We start from the raw sequence: 17,867 nt of genomic DNA, 5'->3' as shown, positions 1-17,867 counted from the left end.
TAATGACATTAATAAAAACTTCTATTTTAAGCCTGATAGCAACATTTTTTAAGATGCTTTCAGGCTTAGTAATAAATAAGGCTATTTCTGTCTATATAGGTCCTGCAGGCCTTGCAATTATTGGTCAGTTTCAAAGTTTTAGCCAAGTTGTTCTTATTGCTGCACAAGGTGCAATTAACAGTGGTGTTGTAAAATATACAGCGGAGTACGGTGAAAAAAGCCATAAATTACCTATCTTATTCAGCACAGCAGGGAAAATCAGCTTAGCTAGTTCAATTATTGTTGGTATAACCTTAATTTCCTTTTCCACTATCTTCTCAGAAAAAATTTTAGCTAATCCCCAATTCAAATTTATATTTATTATTTTTGGATTGACTATTATCCTTTTTGTATTAAATGGATTATTACTTTCTATATTAAATGGATTAAAGGAAATTAGAGATTATATAAAAATAAATATCACACAAAGTATTTATGCATTGATATTTACCAGCATTTTGGTCATTAGTTTTGGGTTGAATGGAGCTTTAATCGCTCTAACTACAAACCAATCTGTGATATTAATAATAACATTATTTCTTCTAAGAAAACACCCTCTAATAAAATGGAAATACTTTATTGGTGGATTTAATAAAACTATTGCAAAAAAATTGATGGCCTATTCAGCTATGGCTATAACCTCTGCAATAATGGTTCCTTTATCACATTTAATTATTAGAAATTACTTAGGAAGTACTGTTGGTTGGAATCAAGCTGGTTATTGGCAAGGTATATTTTATATATCAAGCACATACTTAATAGTAATTACCACAGCTCTAAGTACTTATTACCTCCCCAGACTATCGGAAATAGACAATAACTCTGAATTAATTCGTGAAATTAAAAATGGATATAAATTAATAATTCCTATAGCAATAGGATGCGCTCTATTAATTTTTTCACTTAGAGATCAAATCATAGAACTTTTATTTACTAACGATTTCATCGAAATGAGAAGTTTATTTTTATGGCAACTGATAGGTGACATATTTAAAATTGCATCATGGTTATTGTCATATATAATGTTAGCAAAAGCCATGACAAAAATATTCATTTTTACTGAAATAATATTTGGCATTTTATTCTTAATAGCATCATATTATCTTGTAGATAAATATGGTTTAATTGGTATGAGCTATGCTTATTTCATGCAGTATTTTATGTATTTTTTATGCATGGTTTACATCATGTACTTTTATCTAAGAAGAAACCAATAATAAAAATATTATTTTTCATATAATTATTAAATAATATTTTTATCCATCTAATTTTTATCAACTCAAAGAAAATTACAAATGAAAATTTTAGTCACTGGTGGGGCAGGCTTTATTGGTTCTGCCTTAATTCGACATATAATTAACAGCACCGATGATAGTGTTATCAATGTCGATAAACTGACTTATGCAGGTAATTTAGAATCCCTCAAAGAAATTGAGCATAGCTCACGTTATTCTTTCGAAAAGACCGATATTTGTGATCGTAATGCACTTGACCGCATATTAGAAAAGTACCAACCTGATGCAGTGATGCACTTGGCTGCAGAAAGTCATGTAGATCGTTCAATTAGTGGCCCCAGTGATTTTATTGAAACCAATATAATTGGTACTTACACTCTTCTAGAGGCCACCAGAAATTACTGGCAACAATTACCCGAAAACAAAAAAAATGCTTTCGTTTTTCATCATATTTCAACTGATGAAGTCTATGGCGATTTACCTCATCCAGACGAGTGTACAGAACATTCTTTCCTTCCTTTATTTACTGAAAAAACACCTTATACTCCAAGCAGCCCATATTCGGCATCAAAAGCATCCAGTGATCACTTAGTCAGAGCTTGGCACAGAACTTATGGCCTACCAACGATTGTTACTAACTGTTCCAACAATTATGGACCTTATCATTTTCCAGAAAAATTAATTCCTTTGGTTATCCTAAACGCATTAGATGGAAAGCCACTACCTATCTATGGTAAAGGGGATCAAATTCGGGACTGGTTATATGTTGAAGATCATGCAAGAGCACTGCACTTAGTGGTTAGCACAGGTAAAAATGGTGAAACATATAATATTGGTGGGCACAACGAGAAAAAAAATATTGAAGTAGTGCGCACCATTTGTAAATTCCTTGATGAATTCAAACCAAAATCTCAAGGTTCCTATCAGGATCAAATTACTTACGTAGCAGATCGCCCCGGGCATGATCGCCGTTATGCCATTGATGCCAGCAAAATTAGCTGTGATTTAGGCTGGATACCACAAGAAACCTTTGAGGGAGGAATCCGTAAAACCATTAGTTGGTATTTGAATAACCAGGCTTGGGTTCAAAATGTGAAAAGCGGTACCTATCAATCTTGGGTTAACCAACATTATGGGGAAAATCAATAATGCACATTCTCTTGTTTGGTAAAAACGGACAGGTAGGCTGGGAGTTACAACGTGCTTTAGCACCTTTGGGAAAGGTAACAGCACTTGATGTGAAGTCAAGTGATTACTGCGGAGATTTCAGCAATCCAGAGGGTATTGCAAATACTATTCGAATACTTAAGCCTGATGTAATAGTCAATGCAGCTGCACATACTGCAGTAGATAAAGCAGAGTCAGAACGAGAATTAGCTGAACTGTTAAATTCACATAGTGTAGAAGCTATAGCCAAAGAAGCACAAAAACTAAGTGCTTGGTTGATACATTACTCTACTGATTATGTATTTAATGGCGGCGGAGAGAAGCCTTGGGATGAAAATGATACGCCCTCTCCTCTTAATGTCTATGGCGAAACCAAGCTCGCAGGTGAAATTGCCGTACAATCCCATTGTAAAAAACATCTTATTTTCCGAACCAGCTGGGTTTATGCTGCTCGTGGTGCTAACTTTGCCAAGACAATTCTAAAACTAGGCAAAGAACGAGACACGCTTTCTATCATCAATGATCAATTCGGAGCGCCAACAGGCGCTGAATTGCTGGCAGATTGTACTGCTCATGCGATTCGGACAACACAACAAAAACCAGAATTAGCCGGGTTATATCATTTAATCGCATCAGGTGAGACTACATGGTTTGAATATGCTCAATATGTATTTGAACGTGCAAAACAGACTCGCTTTGAATTCGTTGTCAAAGAAATTAAACCAGTACTCACTTCCGCATTCCCGACACCAGCAAAACGCCCATATAATTCTCGGCTCAATACTGACAAATTTCAGAGATCTTTCGATCTAATACTGCCTGACTGGAAAGTAGGCGTTGATCGCATGCTAGCCGAAATTCTGGAACAATAAATCAGCCCGCTGATTTTCTTTTCATTTTACAATACGCAATAATCAATATGACAACACGCAAAGGTATTATTCTGGCGGGCGGATCTGGTACTCGCCTTTATCCTGTCACCATGTCTATAAGTAAGCAGTTATTACCTATCTATGACAAGCCGATGATTTATTATCCATTAAGCACATTAATGTTAGCTGGAATTCGGGATATTCTGATTATCAGTACGCCCCAAGACACTCCGAGATTTGAGCACTTACTGGGAGATGGTAGTCAGTGGGGGCTTAATCTTCAATACAAAGTACAACCAAGCCCCGATGGCTTAGCTCAAGCCTTTATCTTGGCTGAAGAGTTTATTGGGGAAGATAGCTGTGCCCTTGTATTAGGTGATAATATTTTCTATGGTCACGACTTACAAAAACAGTTAGAACAGGCTTCTGAAAAAAGTCATGGTGCAACAGTCTTTGCTTACCACGTACATGACCCTGAACGTTATGGTGTCGTGGAATTTAACTCAGAAGGAAAAGCTATCTCACTGGAAGAAAAGCCATTGAAGCCTAAAAGTAATTACGCAGTTACTGGGCTTTATTTCTACGACAACTGCGTGGTAGAAATGGCTAAGAATCTTACTCCTTCTGAGCGTGGTGAACTTGAAATAACCGATATCAATCGCCTCTATCTTGAAAAAAATGAATTATCAGTAGCTATGATGGGGCGTGGTTATGCTTGGTTAGATACAGGAACTCATCAAAGTCTAATAGAAGCAAGTAATTTCATTCAAACTATAGAAGAACGCCAAGGGCTAAAAGTTTCTTGTCCTGAGGAAATTGCTTATAGGAAAGGCTTTATAGATACAGAACAACTAAAAAAATTAGCTAAACCTTTATCAAAAAATACCTATGGTAAATACCTATTAAATATGGTTAATGAAAAATAAAATGAATTTAATAAAAACTAAAATTCCAGATGTTTTAATTTTTGAACCAAAAGTATTTAAAGATAACCGCGGTTTTTTCTTTGAGAGCTTTAATCAAAAAACTTTTGAAGAAATAGTGGGTTATCCAGTTAATTTTGTACAAGATAACCACTCGAAATCCACTAGAGGTGTACTAAGAGGACTACATTTTCAAAAAAAACCATATGAGCAAGGAAAACTTGTTCGTTGTATATTAGGAGAAGTATTTGATATAGCGGTCGATATTAGAAAAAGTTCACCTACTTTTGGTCAATGGGTAGGTGTAAATCTCTCTGCAGAAAATAAACGACAATTATGGATACCAGAAGGTTTTGCTCATGGGTTTATTTGCTTAAGTGATACAGCAGAATTCTTATATAAAGCCACTAATTTATACCACCCTGAAAGCGAAAGTTCCATCTTATGGAACGACAAAAAATTAAATATCACCTGGCCTCTCGATACAAAAGAAATTATTTTGTCAGATAAAGATAGACTTTCTAATAGTTTAGACGATTTAATTATTAAGAATAATCACTTTACAGAAAATTAAATTTTTCACTAAAAAAGTATTAATTTTTAGATCTGTGTTGTATTTATTTTAGATAAAAAACTGAAGGTAATACATTTGAGTATAAAGATAGAATAATCACCCAAATTATTTTACCCATTATGCAATTTCGTTGAAATATTTATACATCAAATCAATTTAATTTAATTTGGTGTATAAATAATATTTTTAACAAGAAATTAATTCACGTATTCTCTTTAAAAAAATCTGAATGGATCATCTGGGATTAAGCAGTTACTATGATAAGCAATATTACGATTATATCTCTTACGTATAAAAATTGGCGAATTTTGAACACCACTATAGATTCAGTATTTAGCCAAAAATTTGATCATGAAAAATTACATATTGAATATTTAATTGTTGATGATGGAACAGATGACTTTGATAAAAAACATATAGAAAGTCTCATACCCATGTGCTATAAAAACATATCAGTTAAAATAATTCAGAATAAAAAAAATGTAGGCACTGTGAAATCTTTCAATAATGCAATAAAAATCAGCAAAGGAGATATCATAGTTCCCTTATCCTCAGGAGATGCATTTTATAACAATAGAACCTTAGAGGAAATAATAGAAACATTCGTCACTTACCCCCAATATAATATTGTAACTGGAAAGAGAGTAATAATATCAGAAAATATAGAAAATATATTACCCAGAAAATTAGGAGTTTTTTGGCTAAAGCGATCATCTTCAAGTGCATTAATCAACTATTTATTATTAGGAGGAAATATTATTTCTGGAGCATCTACATATTATAGACGAAATATTTTCTCCAAATTTGGCTTATTTGATGAAAATTATAAATTATTAGAAGATTTTCCATTTTACATTAATGCATTATTAAATAAAGAAAAAATATTTTTCCTAGAAAAAAAAGTCATCAAATATGATACAACTGGAGTTTCCACATCTAACAATCCGATATTAACCAATGACTTTTTAAATTTATATAAGAAAATCCATAAAAATAAAAAAATCTTCTTCTTTACACGAAGATGTATTTATTACACAAAAATATTAAACATCAAGTCAGATAAAAAAATAAATTCGTACCTTACTTACATTGACGTAATTTTATTCATTAAAGTTAAGAATATTTTATCATCAGTCTATAAAATGATAATTAATCGGTAACAAAATGAAAAAAATAAATAAAAAAACACTATATGAAAATTTTCATATTTATTCTTTAATATTCTTATCCCTTCTATTCCCTTATCTAAATATAGGAAATAGTATAGTATTACCGACATTATACCCACTATTATTTAGTGCAACAGTTATTTATCTTTTAAAATATCCAAAAAAAAGATTTTCTTATCCTTTGTTATTCCTAATATTAGCATCTATAGTTATTGTCATTTCAATTGGCTTATATAAAAATAATGAAGAAGCTATCAGTTATAGACTGATAATTTTATTTACATTGTTATTCTTTATCTATTATACCTCTTTGTATATTGTTAATAAAGCTAAAGAATATTCTATAGATCAAGTGGCTTTTGAAAATAAAATTATAAACGTTATTGTATTAAACTCAATAATAATAATAATGTTGAATTTAAAATTAATGAACTTAGACTTTTTCTACTCTATAATAGAAACTAATCCAAGAGTCTTTGAATATCCCATTCCTCGATATCCAGGTTTTGCATTTGATGCTTTTTCATATGTATCAGTACTACATGCGTTTGGCCTTTGTTTGTTAATTCATAATTTTCTTATAGAAAAAATTAATTTTTCATCTTTCTTATTCAAAGGTATAATAATATTCACCGCAATCGTATTAAGTGGTAGAGCAGGAATTTTAATAGTTACTTTATTTTTTATAATGTGTTCTATTAAATTGAGAATAAGGCTATTAATTTTAATTTCGATATGCGCAATAGGAGTATTAACTCTCTCATATACAGATCTAGGGCAGTATGAATGGATAAAAAATTGGGCATTTGGATTTATAAAAAATTTATTAGCCAGAAGTGATAATATAGACTCCTCAGTTAACGGTGTTATAAATCACATATTTTTTCCTAATAATTTCATTATTGGCGATAAAATTTCCTTTTTAAGCGTTAACTCTGACTTAGGATTTATCCGTTTATTGGTCAGCTCTGGAATTATTGGAATAACACTCTTTTTATTTTATTTTTTATTCTTAATTTCATTAAGTTATAAATCATGTGATAAATTAGTATTATTCTTTCTTCTATCTATATTATTATTGAACTGCAAAGACGTTTACTTCATTTCTCCATATGGGGTGACATTCTTTCTACTTTTTTACATACTTTCAAAAAAACACCTTAAAATATTAAAAATAGATCATAAAGGTTAAACAAAAGATGCATCTTAAAGTCTCTATTTTGCTATCTGTATATAACGGTGAGTCTCATTTAGAGGAACAATTACTATCCTTATTACAACAAAAAAACATTGATAATTATGAAGTCGATGTCATTTTACGTGATGACGGCTCTAGCGATAATTCTGCAAACATCATTAATCAATATTGCAATCAATATCCAAATTTTTTTAAAAAAAATGAAACTGTGTTAAATAACTTAGGAGCGTCAGATAGTTTTTTATACTTACTAAAAGAGGTTGATGCAGACATTTATTTATTTTGCGATCAAGATGATATATGGCATGAAAATAAAATTTCTATATCTGTACAATCCTTGATTTCTCATAAAGATTTTGGTAAAAAACCCATATTATTTTTTAGCAATTTATCTTTAGTGAATGATACAGGTAAGTATCTAAATATTTCATTATGGGAATTGCAAAAAATAAAGCCCTCTTTATTCAATCTCTGGAGTAACTTTCTTTGCAATAGTATGGTTACGGGGTGTACTATGGCATTTACGAAAGAAGTAAAAAAAATAGAAACCCTATACTCTAGGCCAGCGTTTTTTTTACATGATCAATGGATATCAGTATTAATTTCAAAAAATGGTTGTATAACATATAGCAATGTAGAATTAATAAAATATAGACAGCATAGTTATAATGTTATAGGCGCAGAAAATTTTGATTTTAAGAAAATAATTAATAAATCTGTCTGTTTTTTAAAGAAAATAAGGGCGCATTATAGTTTATGTAAGAACTTATCAGATGTATCTTTCTCTCGATATTTTTTTAGAAAATTAATAATTTCATTTATTCGTTTATTTTGAGGAAACAGTGAAAACGGTATCAGTAATTGGAATTGTTGGAATTCCAGCATGCTATGGTGGCTTTGAAACATTAGTAGAAAATTTAACATTATTTTCCTCTGGTAGTTTTAACTACGAAGTTTTTTGCTCGTCTATGACCTATGGCACTAAAGTAAAAACTCATAACAATGCTAAATTAATCTATATGCCTATTAAAGCCAATGGCGTTAAAAGTATATTTTTTGATATATTATCGCTTATATATTGTTTAAAAAGAAAACCAGAAGTAACATTAATTTTAGGTGTATCTGGTTGTATTTTCCTTCCTATATACAAAGCATTATCCACATCAAAAATAATAACGAATATAGATGGCTTAGAATGGAAAAGAAATAAATGGGGAAAATTAACACGGAAATTCTTAAAATTATCAGAATCTATCGCAGTAAAATACTCAGATACTATCATAACAGATAATCAAGCTATTGCTGATTATGTAGAACAGGAATATAGAAAAAAAAGTATCGTGATAGCTTATGGAGGGGATCACGTAATTCCTATTTCCCCTCCCGTTGTTTATCCACAAGATTACTTTTTTTCATTATGTAGAATAGAGCCAGAGAATAATGTTGAGTTAATATTAAAGGCTTTCTCATCAACCCAAAATATAAAATTAAAATTTATAGGAAATTGGGATGGTAGCTTATATGGAAAAAAACTAAAAGACCAATATAGTAAATATAAGAATATAGAAATTCTAGACCCTATTTATGACATTAATATACTTTACGAATTAAGAAAGGGGTGTGTCGGATATATTCACGGGCATTCTGCTGGAGGAACTAATCCTTCATTAGTTGAGGCCATGCACTTTGAGAAACCAATATTTGCTTTTGATTGTAGTTTTAACCGCTATAGCACTGAAAATGATGCTTTCTATTTTTTAGACTTTCAAGATCTTATTAGCAAGCTGAATAATATAACTAGTGTATCAATGGAAAACTGCTCTAAATCCATGAAAGAAATTGCAATGAGAAGATATAAATGGGACACGATCACTCAAATGTATGAAAAATTGTACTTATAAAATTTCGTAGCTAAAATTAGTGTCCGGTGTAATTAATGATGTACTAAATAGCTGTTCCTAATTATGCTACATTCTTGTCATTTCATACCTATTTCCGGGATAGGGCGATACTGTATTCATAAATGCTTAATCTGCCTGAGACGTTGCCACATATATCGGCACTTGTGATTGCGGGTTACCGTTTCATGTAAGGCGTGCCAAAGTTTCTCAATCATATTAATCCAAGGCGAGTAAACAGGTTGGAATAACAGATTGAATTTATGATTATTCTTTAACCATATCTGCGTTTGCCGACTTTTATGAATAATGTAGTTGTCCAGAATAATTGTGATGGAATAATAATTACATGCTGAAAGTCCTGACGGTGGGTTTTTCATCTGTATGATTTAGACCCGTTCGCTCTAGCAACCAAACAATAATAAATGCCAGTGCCACCATGCTGGCATAATTCCGTTCAAGCTTATCGCATCTAAATAGTTTGTCATAATGATGAGAATCTTATATTTTTCATTTCTTTACAAGTCGTTAATGAGGTCCTTTTCAAAAAAATTCTCATATTACGAATAAGCTGCCACATAAATTGGCAACAATGATTGCGTGTCACTGTTTCATGGAGTGATTGCCATAACCGTTCTATTTTGTTTAACCAAGGCGAGTAGACCGGAAGAAATAGAAGCGTCACGGTGGGATTATTCAACAGCCATTCTCTGACCTTTTTACTTTTATAGATACCGTAGTTATCTAAAATCACACTCATTATTTCTGCATCACGATAGGTTCGCTTTAATACTTCTAGGGCGTGTTGACGTTTGCTTGAAAGGACTCGAAGAGAATTGAGCGGCATGATAATTTGGTCTCCTTATTTGCGCCAAAAAACTCGTCACCCAAACTATCATGCCACGATCCATGTTATCAGATCCCGTCTGGGACAAGCTATTTGTATTTATGCAACAAAGCCGGCTTGTCTATCATAAAAAAACGCATCGCCTTATCATGGAAGGTATTCTTTTTCGAATGAGAACCGGGATCCCCTGACGGAAACTGTCTGATGAATATGGGAAATGGAATACGGTCTTTAAGCGTTTTAATGTGTGGTCAAAAAAAGGAGTTTTTAACTCATTATTCAAAGAATTTGCGAAAGATTCTGATACGGAATGATTGTTTATTGATGGCAGTATTGTTCGTGCTCATCAGCACAGTTCAGGCGCGGCTTCAAAGGAGAATGAAGCGATTGGAAAAAGCCGGGGCGGGCGCTCGACTAAAATCCATTTGGCCGTGGACAGTTACGGTCTGCCTGTTCATTTTGAATTATCCGAGGGGCAAACTCACGACATGGTGCATACGGAAAGTTTGGTAGAGCAATCACCTCCCTCTGATTTTGTCATTGCTGACAAGGGGTACGATAGTCAAGCATTCAGAACTTATATTGAAGAACAAGGGGCCACAGCGGTTATTCCCTACCGAAAAAATAATCGAAATCCAGACAAAAAGCTGGATAAGGGTTTATATCGTTATCGTCATTGAGTCGAAAATGCGTTTGCCAGAATCAAACATTTTCGTGCAATCGCAAGGTAATCCTCCCATTTTTCATGGAGGTTAAAAGTAGAATTCACGCAGCGCGTAATAAATGCTGCTTCGGGGTATAACCCCCTAATGCCATATTGGGCCTTTCATGATTATAAAACCACTGCCATTTTGGCGCCGAATTTTGTAATTCACTCAAGGTAGAAAATAGATATTGTCCCAGCCAGTCATAACGCACCGTTCGATTGTAACGCTCAACATAGGCATTCTGTTGCGGCTTACCTGGTTGGATAAAATTCAGCTGGATTTTATGTTGCTTTGCCCACACCTGAAATTCAGTGCTGGTATATTCGGGACCGTTATCACAACGAATTGCAATCGGTTTGCCCCGCCACTCTATCAGCTGCTCCAACGTACGTATTACACGGTGACTGGGTAATGAAAAATCCACCTCTATCGTGAGTGCTTCGCGATTAAAATCATCAATGATATTGAGCAAACGAACTGAACGCCCATCTGACAACTGATCGTACATAAAGTCCATCGACCAACTTTCATTTGGGGTGTCAGGGACTTTCAACGGTTCAGGATGTTCGCGTTTTAAGCGATTTTTGGGCTTTATACGTTTATTCAGGGCCAGTTCACAATAAATCCGATAAACTCGTTTATGGTTCCAATGAAACCCTTTCACATTGCGTAAGTACAGGTAACACAGCCCAAATCCCCAGTTTCGTTGTTGTTCCGTGATATTGAGCAACCACTCTGCAATCTGCTGATTTTCTGAAGATAACCGGGCCTTATAGTGATAACTACTTTCACTGACCCTAAAGATCTGGCCCGCACGGCGAATGCTAATAGATTTATGCTCAACTGCGTCTTTTGCCATCTGTCGACGCTGAGCAGGCTTTACCACTTTTTTGCCATGGCTTCCTGAATAATCTCGGCTTTTAGCCGTTCTTCAGCATACATCTTTTTAAGGCGACGGTTCTCTTCTTCCAGCTCTTTCAAACGAGCCATCAGAGAGGCATCCATTCCCCCATATTTAGTTCGCCATTTGTAAAAGCTGGCGTTGCTTATGCCGTGTTCACGACACAGTTCTGACACGGGCGTACCTGCTTCAGCCTGTTTCAGAATAGCTAAGATCTGGCTGTCAGTAAAACGTGACTTTTTCATAAGATTTCGATCTCCTCTGCTACATTAAGCGTATGAGAAAATTCTACTTATGGACACTCCGGATTTTAGGGGGGATTACCGCAACAAGATACGATAAGTTGGCGCGAAATTACGCCAGCACATTGACACTGGCATTTGTCATTATTTGGTTACCCATGTGGGTTGAATAAATGATGAAGATAAAACGTCAACAGTCCATAACATATTGATAAATAAATCCGAGTTTTTTCTCATGTCACCCGTAGACACGATCTTTCCCTGTTTGGACATCAAGGCAGCCGGCAAAATAATATTTTTGATTTTGACCGGGTGTCACAATCCGTTTTTGTTGGCCTTTAAAGTACCAGTCAGCGCCAATTTTAGGATTACAATCAATATCAACTTCATCTTCATAAACAACAGGATGTTTTTCGCAAGCCTGAGAAAGCCTTCAGTAATACGCTCCATTTTTTCGTCATATTCGGGATCAGATTGTTTTAATGTCGGGGCCGCTCGTCGCCAGACAATACCTTGCTTGCAGAAGTAACGGTAAAGTGTGCTGATGGAAAGAGCAATATGCATATATTTTCTGAGTAAAAACACAAAAAACGACAGACTCCAGCGAGAACCGATATAGCCAAATTGCTGGGGAGCATGCTCTAAGAAATAATAGAGAAGAGGTAGATAACGAGCTAAATGCCATTGAATATGACGCCCGGCAAGTAAGCTCTGTAAGTCTGCCCACCTTTGTTCTCTAAACTTTTTCAGCCAACGCCAAACGGAAGATTCGGCGCAACAAAGTATCCTCGCCACTTGGGGGACAGAATGTGTTTTACCCAGTAGAAGTATCCCCATGATCCGCCGTACATAATTTTTATCAGATGTTTTTTGAATGATTTTTTTCATTTGCCGACGTTCATTTTGTTAAGTGGGTGGTATGATGAGCATGACTCGATCCTTTTTTCTGTGATTTTGCGTTTTGGGAACAAAAATTTCGCAAATTTAGGATCGAATTTCTTTGATACTCCTACCATTTTGACAAGCTATTTAGTTGCTATTGCTCGAAAATGGGTCATGTTCCCAATAGTTAGGTCTGTTATGAAATAGAGTATTCACGCTCAATGAACATACCTACCACTTTGTCATGCATCGCTTCGGATTTGGAATAACCTATTGTCTTTCTATTCAGCCTCTTTATCTGGATACGAAGCGTAAGACTCGTTCTCTCGATACGTTGGGTAAATTTCTTTCCCGTGAGGTGTTTTTCCTTAGGCAGGCAATCGTAAACGGCATAATCATCTGTACAGTAAAACCGGATATTAAAATGAGACAGAAGTGCCAGCAGCTTTTTCAACGTTTTACTGCTGCGATCCCCAAACACATGTGCTACTACCCGTTTTCTATACGGCTCCCAGGCATACCAGAGCCAGCGCTGATTTTTCTTATTACCGACAAATGACCATTGCTTGTCTATTTCACAGACAATCTGAATCTCACTGCCCGCAAGCGGCAGCGTAGTTACTTGTCTTGGTGTGCGTTTTCTAATGTACGAATGACCGTGTTAATACCGACTTTCAGAACCCGAGCCGTGTCCCTGACACCTGCGTCATATCAATAATTTGCTCTTTCATGCCGGGATGGCAGGCTTAATAGGTATAGTTCAGTTGGAAGGTTTTACGGCAAGGATAGCAGTGATAGCGGGGATGCCCAGTACGCCCTTTTCCAGGCCCTTTAACCTCGTCTGTTTTATGACAGTAACGACAAACCACATCAACTTTAGCCATATCTCAGCCAGAATAAAAAGCAGGAAGTTTATCGCAATATCTAATCATTGGAAGCATGACCATCACGCAGGCATATTTGATTGATTTTTTTTGAGCAGGTTGCCAAACAAGGGGATAACCGTCTGACGTTTTTAGTGTTGGATAATGCGCCTATCCACCATGGGATCGAGGAAGAAATCAGAAATCTCCGGTTACAAAAGCACAACCTGTTTTTATTTTATCTTCCCACCTACAGCCCAGAGCTAAATCTGATTGAAATCATCTGAAAACAGACCAAATATCACTGGCAACGCTTTATCACTTGAACTCAGGATACAATGGAATATGAGCTAAATACGCTATTGGAAGTTTATGGCAACCAATTTGCAATTAATTTTTCTTTATTACTTAAAATTGTTGACCCTGTTCATAAAATTGCCTCATATTTTTTTATAATGCGCAACTATTTAGACTTAGACGCCCATGCTAAACATCGTCCTATTCGAACCAGAAATCCCGCCTAATACAGGCAATATCATCCGCCTGTGTGCCAACACAGGCTGTCAGCTCCATTTAATACAGCCTTTAGGTTTCACATGGGATGACAAGCGCCTGCGCCGTGCAGGGCTGGATTATCACGAGTTCGCTAATATCAAACAACATCACGATTACCAAGCATTTCTGGAAAGTGAAGGATTAAGCGTAGTAAATTCACAATCTCCTTCCGGAGCTCGCTTGTTTGCCTTAACAACAAAAGGTACTCCAACACACAGTAATGTGAGTTATCGTGATAGTGATTATCTGATGTTTGGGCCAGAAACTCGTGGTCTACCGCCTTACGTGCTGGATAACATGCCACCCGAACAGAAGATAAGAATTCCAATGCTGCCGGATAGTCGCAGTATGAATCTTTCTAATACTGTGGCGGTGGTGGTGTTTGAAGCATGGCGGCAACTTGGTTATCAGGGTGCTTTATTGAGGGATTAATACATATACCCGTCGTCTTTCAAACTGCCTCTTTGTTGGCTGCACTCACTCACCCCAGTCACATAGTTATCTATGCTCCCGGGGATGAGTTCCCTTACCGCCGCGATGCAACTCGAAATCCATTGGGTATAAGCACTCAGCGCTTAACAACGCTGAATGCTTTTAATTCTGTGCTATCAAAAGCGAAGAGGTTTTAAATCCCATCCCCATTCTCAAAACCATTATTCATTCCATTAAAATGCTGGTCCATATCCAGAGATGGTTTCTCGCTTTCCGGTTTACCAACAATCCGCGCTGGAACACCGGCAACTGTGGTGTGTGGTGGAACAGGTCTTAACACTACTGAGCCTGCACCAATTTTCGCTCCACGACCAATTTCGATATTGCCGAGGATCTTAGCTCCAGCACCAATCATCACACCTTCACGCACTTTCGGGTGTCGATCTCCGCATGCTTTCCCAGTCCCGCCAAGCGTCACCGATTGCAGGATAGAAACATCATTTTCAACAATCGCTGTTTCACCGATAACAATGCCTGTTGCGTGGTCAAGCATGATGCCGCAACCAATTCTTGCAGCCGGATGAATATCCACACCAAAAGAAACTGATATCTGGTTTTGCATGTAAACGGCCAACGCTTTGCGGTCTTGCTTCCATAGCCAGTGTGCAATTCGATATCCCTGTAGTGCATGGAAACCTTTCAGGTAAAGCAGAGGGGTGGAGTATTTATCTACGGCGGGGTCACGAAGCCGGACGGCTTTGATATCACTCGCTGCCGATTCGATCATCTTTGGTTCACTGCCATAAGCATCTTCAACAACTTCTCTGACCGCAATCGCGGGCATGATTGGTGTCGCCAGCTTGTTTGCCAGCATGTAGCTTAAAGCACTACCAAGGTTTTCATGTTTAAGTAGTGTTGCGTGGAAAAAGCTGGCTAACATAGGCTCACAATCGGCCAGCGACCTCGCCTCATTTTTTATATTTTCCCAAACTTCTCTCAGTTCTTCTCGAGACATATCAATCATTCTCATGTGATTGTTTTTATAATGGCTATTTTGGGTAACTTAAATGTGGGAATCTTCTCCTTCATCCCTTGTCGCTCTTCCCAATAATGCCTGAGCCGCTTCGAGTACATTTTTGTTACGGTATAGTATCTGGTAGATTTGCTCTGTTATCGGCATTTCCACACCAACTCGTCTGGCTAGTGCCCGAACCTCTTTGGTATTACGATAACCTTCAACAACCTGTCCGATGTCACTCTGTGCAGCGTCAACATTAACGCCCTGCCCCAGCATCATACCGAAACGACGGTTACGGGATTGATTGTCAGTACAGGTCAGTACTAAGTCGCCCAATCCTGCCATGCCCATAAATGTGGAAGGGTCTGCTCCCAAAGCAACACCAAGCCGACTCATTTCAGCCAGACCACGAGTTATCAATGCAGTGCGGGCATTGGCCCCGAAACCCATACCATCAGAGATCCCGGCGCCAATAGCAATCACGTTTTTGACTGCACCACCAAGCTGTACTCCGATAAAATCAGGATTTTTGTATACTCGGAAGCTTTTGCCACAGTGGAAAAGAAGCTGGAGTTCTTCGCCAAATTCAGACGTTGTCGCAGATACCGCAATTGCTGTCGGTAAACCTGCCGCCAATTCTTTCGCAAATGTTGGGCCGGACACCACCGCTAACGGGATTTCATTGCCTAATATCTCACGTGCCACATCCTGTAATAAACGACCAGTTTCTGCTTCAAGGCCTTTAGTGGCCCAAACAATGCGGGAATCTGGTTGTAGGTGGGGCTTTATTTGCTGTAAAACATCGCCGAAGACATGGCTGGGAACCACGATCAGGATATTTCGGCTGGCTGAAATAGCACTCTTCAGCTCAGCTTCAAGCTGTAAACTATCAGGGAAAGAAACATCCGGTAAAAATGCCTGATTACAACGGGCTTGTTGTAAAGTGTGAACATGTTCGGGGTTATGACCCCAGAGCACAACATCATGCCCATTACGAGCCAGTGTAATGGCTAAAGCGGTGCCGTATGAACCGGCACCGATAACTGTCATAGAAGCAGTATTCATTAGGCTTCCTGTGTTGCCTCATCAGACTGGGCATCAGTCTGTTGCTGCAAATAATTCATGAACAGAGCATCAAAGTTAACTGGCGCCAGATTCAATTGTGGGAAAGTACCACGGCCTACCAGACTGGTGATGCATTCACGGGCATACGGGAACAGAATATTCGGGCAGTATGCACCTAAGCAGTGAGCCAATTGAGTTCCTTCGATGCCATCAACAGAGAAAATACCAGCCTGTTGAACTTCACACAAGAACGCAGTTTCTTCTCCCAATGTCGCCGTCACAGTGACACGCAGAACAACTTCATAAACTCCCTGAACCAATTCACTAGAAGCTGTATCCAGATCCAGCTTAACTTCTGGCTGCCATTCTTCTTGGAAGATTTGAGGCGCTTTAGGGGCTTCGAAAGAAATGTCTTTCGTGTATACGCGTTGGATCTGGAAAGCCATTTCTGTGTTGTTTTGTTCTGACATAATAATTTTTACCTTTTGTATGTCCTTATTAAACCTAGATTATGTAAGTACTAAGTATACTGCCTACATTTACATTCGTTACTTTTTGCCACGGGCTAATGGTAAGTTTTCACCTGTCCACCCGGCAATTCCCTCTTTCAGGGTATAAACTTGTTCAAATCCTGCTTTCACCAGATTCTCTGCCGGTGTTTTGGATTCCAGACCATTCGCAGAAACAACAATAACAGGCTGCTTTTTGTGTTTTTCCAACTCACCCAGATTGTTATCTTTAATCTCAGATGGAGTCAGATTAACAGAACCAATGATATGCCCTCTGCGGAAATCGTCACGGGAGCGTAAATCCACAACGATACCATCTTCTTTATTGATGAAATGGATAACCTGTGCCCGAGTGATATCTTTACTCTTGGAGAACACACTTTTTAGTGTCAGGACGATAACAGCCACTAACAGGGCAATCCAGACGAGGCTCAGGATCGTGTTCCGGCTAATAAATTGCATGATTTCTTGCAGCATGGAGGGCAACAACTCCCATTAGTTAATAACAAAAATCTTAAGGTAACAGAGTATACCTGTGTGTTGTGTCAATTACAGCCAGTTAGCATCAACCTAATGCAGTTTTTGCGGAGAGTTTCGAGAAAAAATAAAAAATCCCCATGAAATACTTGATTGCCATATTCCACCAAAATATTTCATGCCAAACTGGTCAGATAGAGGATTTTCGATAATAAATGAACTAAATTCACTAAAATTTAGATTATGATTCGGGAAGACAAAAAAATAGTCCACTCTCTGGTCAGAGGCAATTTC

General features: G+C 36.9%; 16 protein-coding genes and 6 pseudogenes. 13 read left to right on the top strand and 9 right to left on the bottom strand.

Annotated features, from left to right (window positions below; all coding sequences use genetic code 11):
* Window positions 1-2: 2 nt before the first annotated feature.
* The 9 genes from AAC855_RS09670 to AAC855_RS09630 all read left to right on the top strand — a co-directional run bounded on the left by AAC855_RS09670 (window position 3) and on the right by AAC855_RS09630 (window position 9,078).
* The gene (locus AAC855_RS09670) at window positions 3-1,256 is read left to right on the top strand and encodes an O-antigen translocase (RefSeq protein ID WP_340609348.1); all 1,254 of its coding nucleotides are present in this window, start codon (window positions 3-5) and stop codon (window positions 1,254-1,256) included.
* Window positions 1,257-1,334: 78 nt separating this feature from the next.
* A complete protein-coding gene (gene rfbB / locus AAC855_RS09665) occupies window positions 1,335-2,423 on the top strand; it encodes a dTDP-glucose 4,6-dehydratase (RefSeq protein ID WP_340609347.1) in 1,089 nt (362 codons plus the stop codon).
* Entirely contained in the window at window positions 2,423-3,313 is an 891-nt protein-coding gene (gene rfbD, locus AAC855_RS09660; protein WP_340609346.1) for a dTDP-4-dehydrorhamnose reductase, read from the top strand. The genes rfbB and rfbD overlap by 1 nt, the downstream gene beginning before the upstream one ends.
* Before the next feature lie 47 nt (window positions 3,314-3,360).
* Window positions 3,361-4,239 carry a glucose-1-phosphate thymidylyltransferase RfbA gene (gene rfbA, locus AAC855_RS09655; RefSeq protein WP_340609345.1) on the top strand — a complete coding sequence of 293 codons (879 nt, stop codon included), beginning with the start codon at window positions 3,361-3,363 and terminating at the stop codon, window positions 4,237-4,239.
* Between the two features lies 1 nt (window position 4,240).
* Window positions 4,241-4,810, top strand: coding sequence for a dTDP-4-dehydrorhamnose 3,5-epimerase (gene rfbC / locus AAC855_RS09650; RefSeq protein WP_340609344.1), 570 nt, complete (start codon window positions 4,241-4,243; stop codon window positions 4,808-4,810).
* A gap of 257 nt (window positions 4,811-5,067) precedes the next feature.
* Window positions 5,068-5,970 (top strand): glycosyltransferase, encoded by a 903-nt coding sequence (locus AAC855_RS09645; protein ID WP_340609343.1) that lies wholly within the window; start codon window positions 5,068-5,070, stop codon window positions 5,968-5,970.
* A gap of 4 nt (window positions 5,971-5,974) precedes the next feature.
* Window positions 5,975-7,171 (top strand): hypothetical protein, encoded by a 1,197-nt coding sequence (locus AAC855_RS09640; protein ID WP_340609342.1) that lies wholly within the window; start codon window positions 5,975-5,977, stop codon window positions 7,169-7,171.
* 7 nt (window positions 7,172-7,178) lie between these two features.
* Window positions 7,179-8,012: a glycosyltransferase gene (locus AAC855_RS09635; RefSeq protein ID WP_340609341.1), complete on the top strand. Its 834-nt coding sequence runs from the start codon at window positions 7,179-7,181 to the stop codon at window positions 8,010-8,012.
* 7 nt (window positions 8,013-8,019) lie between these two features.
* Window positions 8,020-9,078, top strand: coding sequence for a DUF1972 domain-containing protein (locus AAC855_RS09630; RefSeq protein ID WP_340609340.1), 1,059 nt, complete (start codon window positions 8,020-8,022; stop codon window positions 9,076-9,078).
* 66 nt (window positions 9,079-9,144) lie between these two features.
* Here AAC855_RS09630 and AAC855_RS09625 read toward each other — a convergent pair.
* Window positions 9,145-9,413: pseudogene (locus tag AAC855_RS09625) on the bottom strand (transposase); the annotation flags it as partial.
* A gap of 146 nt (window positions 9,414-9,559) precedes the next feature.
* Window positions 9,560-9,880 (bottom strand): annotated as a pseudogene (locus tag AAC855_RS09620) (transposase); the annotation flags it as partial.
* Between the two features lie 92 nt (window positions 9,881-9,972).
* Between AAC855_RS09620 and AAC855_RS09615 the strand changes: the two are divergent.
* A pseudogene (locus AAC855_RS09615) lies at window positions 9,973-10,599 on the top strand (IS5 family transposase); the annotation flags it as partial.
* 88 nt (window positions 10,600-10,687) lie between these two features.
* Here AAC855_RS09615 and AAC855_RS09610 read toward each other — a convergent pair.
* Window positions 10,688-11,775, bottom strand: a protein-coding gene (locus tag AAC855_RS09610; protein WP_340609339.1) for an IS3 family transposase whose coding sequence is annotated in 2 segments (ribosomal slippage) — window positions 10,688-11,523 and window positions 11,523-11,775 — 1,089 coding nt in all. Because the reading frame shifts where the segments join, the coding sequence is not laid out codon by codon here.
* 80 nt (window positions 11,776-11,855) lie between these two features.
* Here AAC855_RS09610 and AAC855_RS09605 point away from each other — a divergent pair.
* Window positions 11,856-11,945 (top strand): annotated as a pseudogene (locus AAC855_RS09605) (IS5/IS1182 family transposase); the annotation flags it as partial.
* A 28-nt stretch (window positions 11,946-11,973) separates the two neighbouring features.
* Here AAC855_RS09605 and AAC855_RS09600 read toward each other — a convergent pair.
* Window positions 11,974-12,660 (bottom strand): annotated as a pseudogene (locus AAC855_RS09600) (IS630 family transposase); the annotation flags it as partial.
* 190 nt (window positions 12,661-12,850) lie between these two features.
* A pseudogene (locus AAC855_RS09595) lies at window positions 12,851-13,538 on the bottom strand (IS1 family transposase).
* An 80-nt stretch (window positions 13,539-13,618) separates the two neighbouring features.
* Here AAC855_RS09595 and AAC855_RS09590 point away from each other — a divergent pair.
* Complete coding sequence (locus AAC855_RS09590; protein WP_340609338.1) at window positions 13,619-13,804, top strand: transposase; 186 nt, start codon at window positions 13,619-13,621, stop codon at window positions 13,802-13,804.
* Window positions 13,805-14,000: 196 nt separating this feature from the next.
* Window positions 14,001-14,504 carry a tRNA (uridine(34)/cytosine(34)/5-carboxymethylaminomethyluridine(34)-2'-O)-methyltransferase TrmL gene (trmL, locus tag AAC855_RS09585; protein ID WP_340609337.1) on the top strand — a complete coding sequence of 168 codons (504 nt, stop codon included), beginning with the start codon at window positions 14,001-14,003 and terminating at the stop codon, window positions 14,502-14,504.
* A gap of 193 nt (window positions 14,505-14,697) precedes the next feature.
* Here trmL and cysE read toward each other — a convergent pair whose 3' ends face one another.
* The 4 genes from cysE to AAC855_RS09565 all read right to left on the bottom strand — a co-directional run bounded on the left by cysE (window position 14,698) and on the right by AAC855_RS09565 (window position 17,573).
* Window positions 14,698-15,519: a serine O-acetyltransferase gene (gene cysE / locus AAC855_RS09580; RefSeq protein WP_340609336.1), complete on the bottom strand. Its 822-nt coding sequence runs from the start codon at window positions 15,517-15,519 to the stop codon at window positions 14,698-14,700.
* 48 nt (window positions 15,520-15,567) lie between these two features.
* A complete protein-coding gene (gpsA, locus tag AAC855_RS09575; RefSeq protein ID WP_340609335.1) occupies window positions 15,568-16,587 on the bottom strand; it encodes an NAD(P)H-dependent glycerol-3-phosphate dehydrogenase in 1,020 nt (339 codons plus the stop codon).
* The gene (secB, locus tag AAC855_RS09570; protein WP_099110003.1) at window positions 16,587-17,057 is read right to left on the bottom strand and encodes a protein-export chaperone SecB; all 471 of its coding nucleotides are present in this window, start codon (window positions 17,055-17,057) and stop codon (window positions 16,587-16,589) included. Before secB ends, gpsA begins: the two co-directional genes overlap by 1 nt.
* 78 nt (window positions 17,058-17,135) lie before the next feature.
* The gene (locus AAC855_RS09565; RefSeq protein ID WP_099110004.1) at window positions 17,136-17,573 is read right to left on the bottom strand and encodes a rhodanese-like domain-containing protein; all 438 of its coding nucleotides are present in this window, start codon (window positions 17,571-17,573) and stop codon (window positions 17,136-17,138) included.
* Window positions 17,574-17,867: the final 294 nt, after the last annotated feature.

Source organism: Xenorhabdus bharatensis (assembly GCF_037996705.1).
In the GTDB taxonomy this organism is placed as follows: domain Bacteria; phylum Pseudomonadota; class Gammaproteobacteria; order Enterobacterales; family Enterobacteriaceae; genus Xenorhabdus; species Xenorhabdus bharatensis.
The sequence above is the reverse complement of the archived record's forward strand: the minus strand, read 5'-3'. Positions and strand labels throughout refer to the sequence as shown.

Coding starts and splice junctions, on each gene's coding strand:
- AAC855_RS09565 (WP_099110004.1), bottom strand. CDS start 17,573: ATGCTGCAAGAAATCATGCAATTTATTAGCCGGAACACGATCCTGAGC.
- rfbD (WP_340609346.1), top strand. CDS start 2,423: ATGCACATTCTCTTGTTTGGTAAAAACGGACAGGTAGGCTGGGAGTTA.
- trmL (WP_340609337.1), top strand. CDS start 14,001: ATGCTAAACATCGTCCTATTCGAACCAGAAATCCCGCCTAATACAGGC.
- AAC855_RS09635 (WP_340609341.1), top strand. CDS start 7,179: ATGCATCTTAAAGTCTCTATTTTGCTATCTGTATATAACGGTGAGTCT.
- cysE (WP_340609336.1), bottom strand. CDS start 15,519: ATGTCTCGAGAAGAACTGAGAGAAGTTTGGGAAAATATAAAAAATGAG.
- secB (WP_099110003.1), bottom strand. CDS start 17,057: ATGTCAGAACAAAACAACACAGAAATGGCTTTCCAGATCCAACGCGTA.
- AAC855_RS09640 (WP_340609342.1), top strand. CDS start 5,975: ATGAAAAAAATAAATAAAAAAACACTATATGAAAATTTTCATATTTAT.
- rfbA (WP_340609345.1), top strand. CDS start 3,361: ATGACAACACGCAAAGGTATTATTCTGGCGGGCGGATCTGGTACTCGC.
- gpsA (WP_340609335.1), bottom strand. CDS start 16,587: ATGAATACTGCTTCTATGACAGTTATCGGTGCCGGTTCATACGGCACC.
- rfbC (WP_340609344.1), top strand. CDS start 4,241: ATGAATTTAATAAAAACTAAAATTCCAGATGTTTTAATTTTTGAACCA.
- rfbB (WP_340609347.1), top strand. CDS start 1,335: ATGAAAATTTTAGTCACTGGTGGGGCAGGCTTTATTGGTTCTGCCTTA.
- AAC855_RS09645 (WP_340609343.1), top strand. CDS start 5,068: ATGATAAGCAATATTACGATTATATCTCTTACGTATAAAAATTGGCGA.
- AAC855_RS09670 (WP_340609348.1), top strand. CDS start 3: ATGACATTAATAAAAACTTCTATTTTAAGCCTGATAGCAACATTTTTT.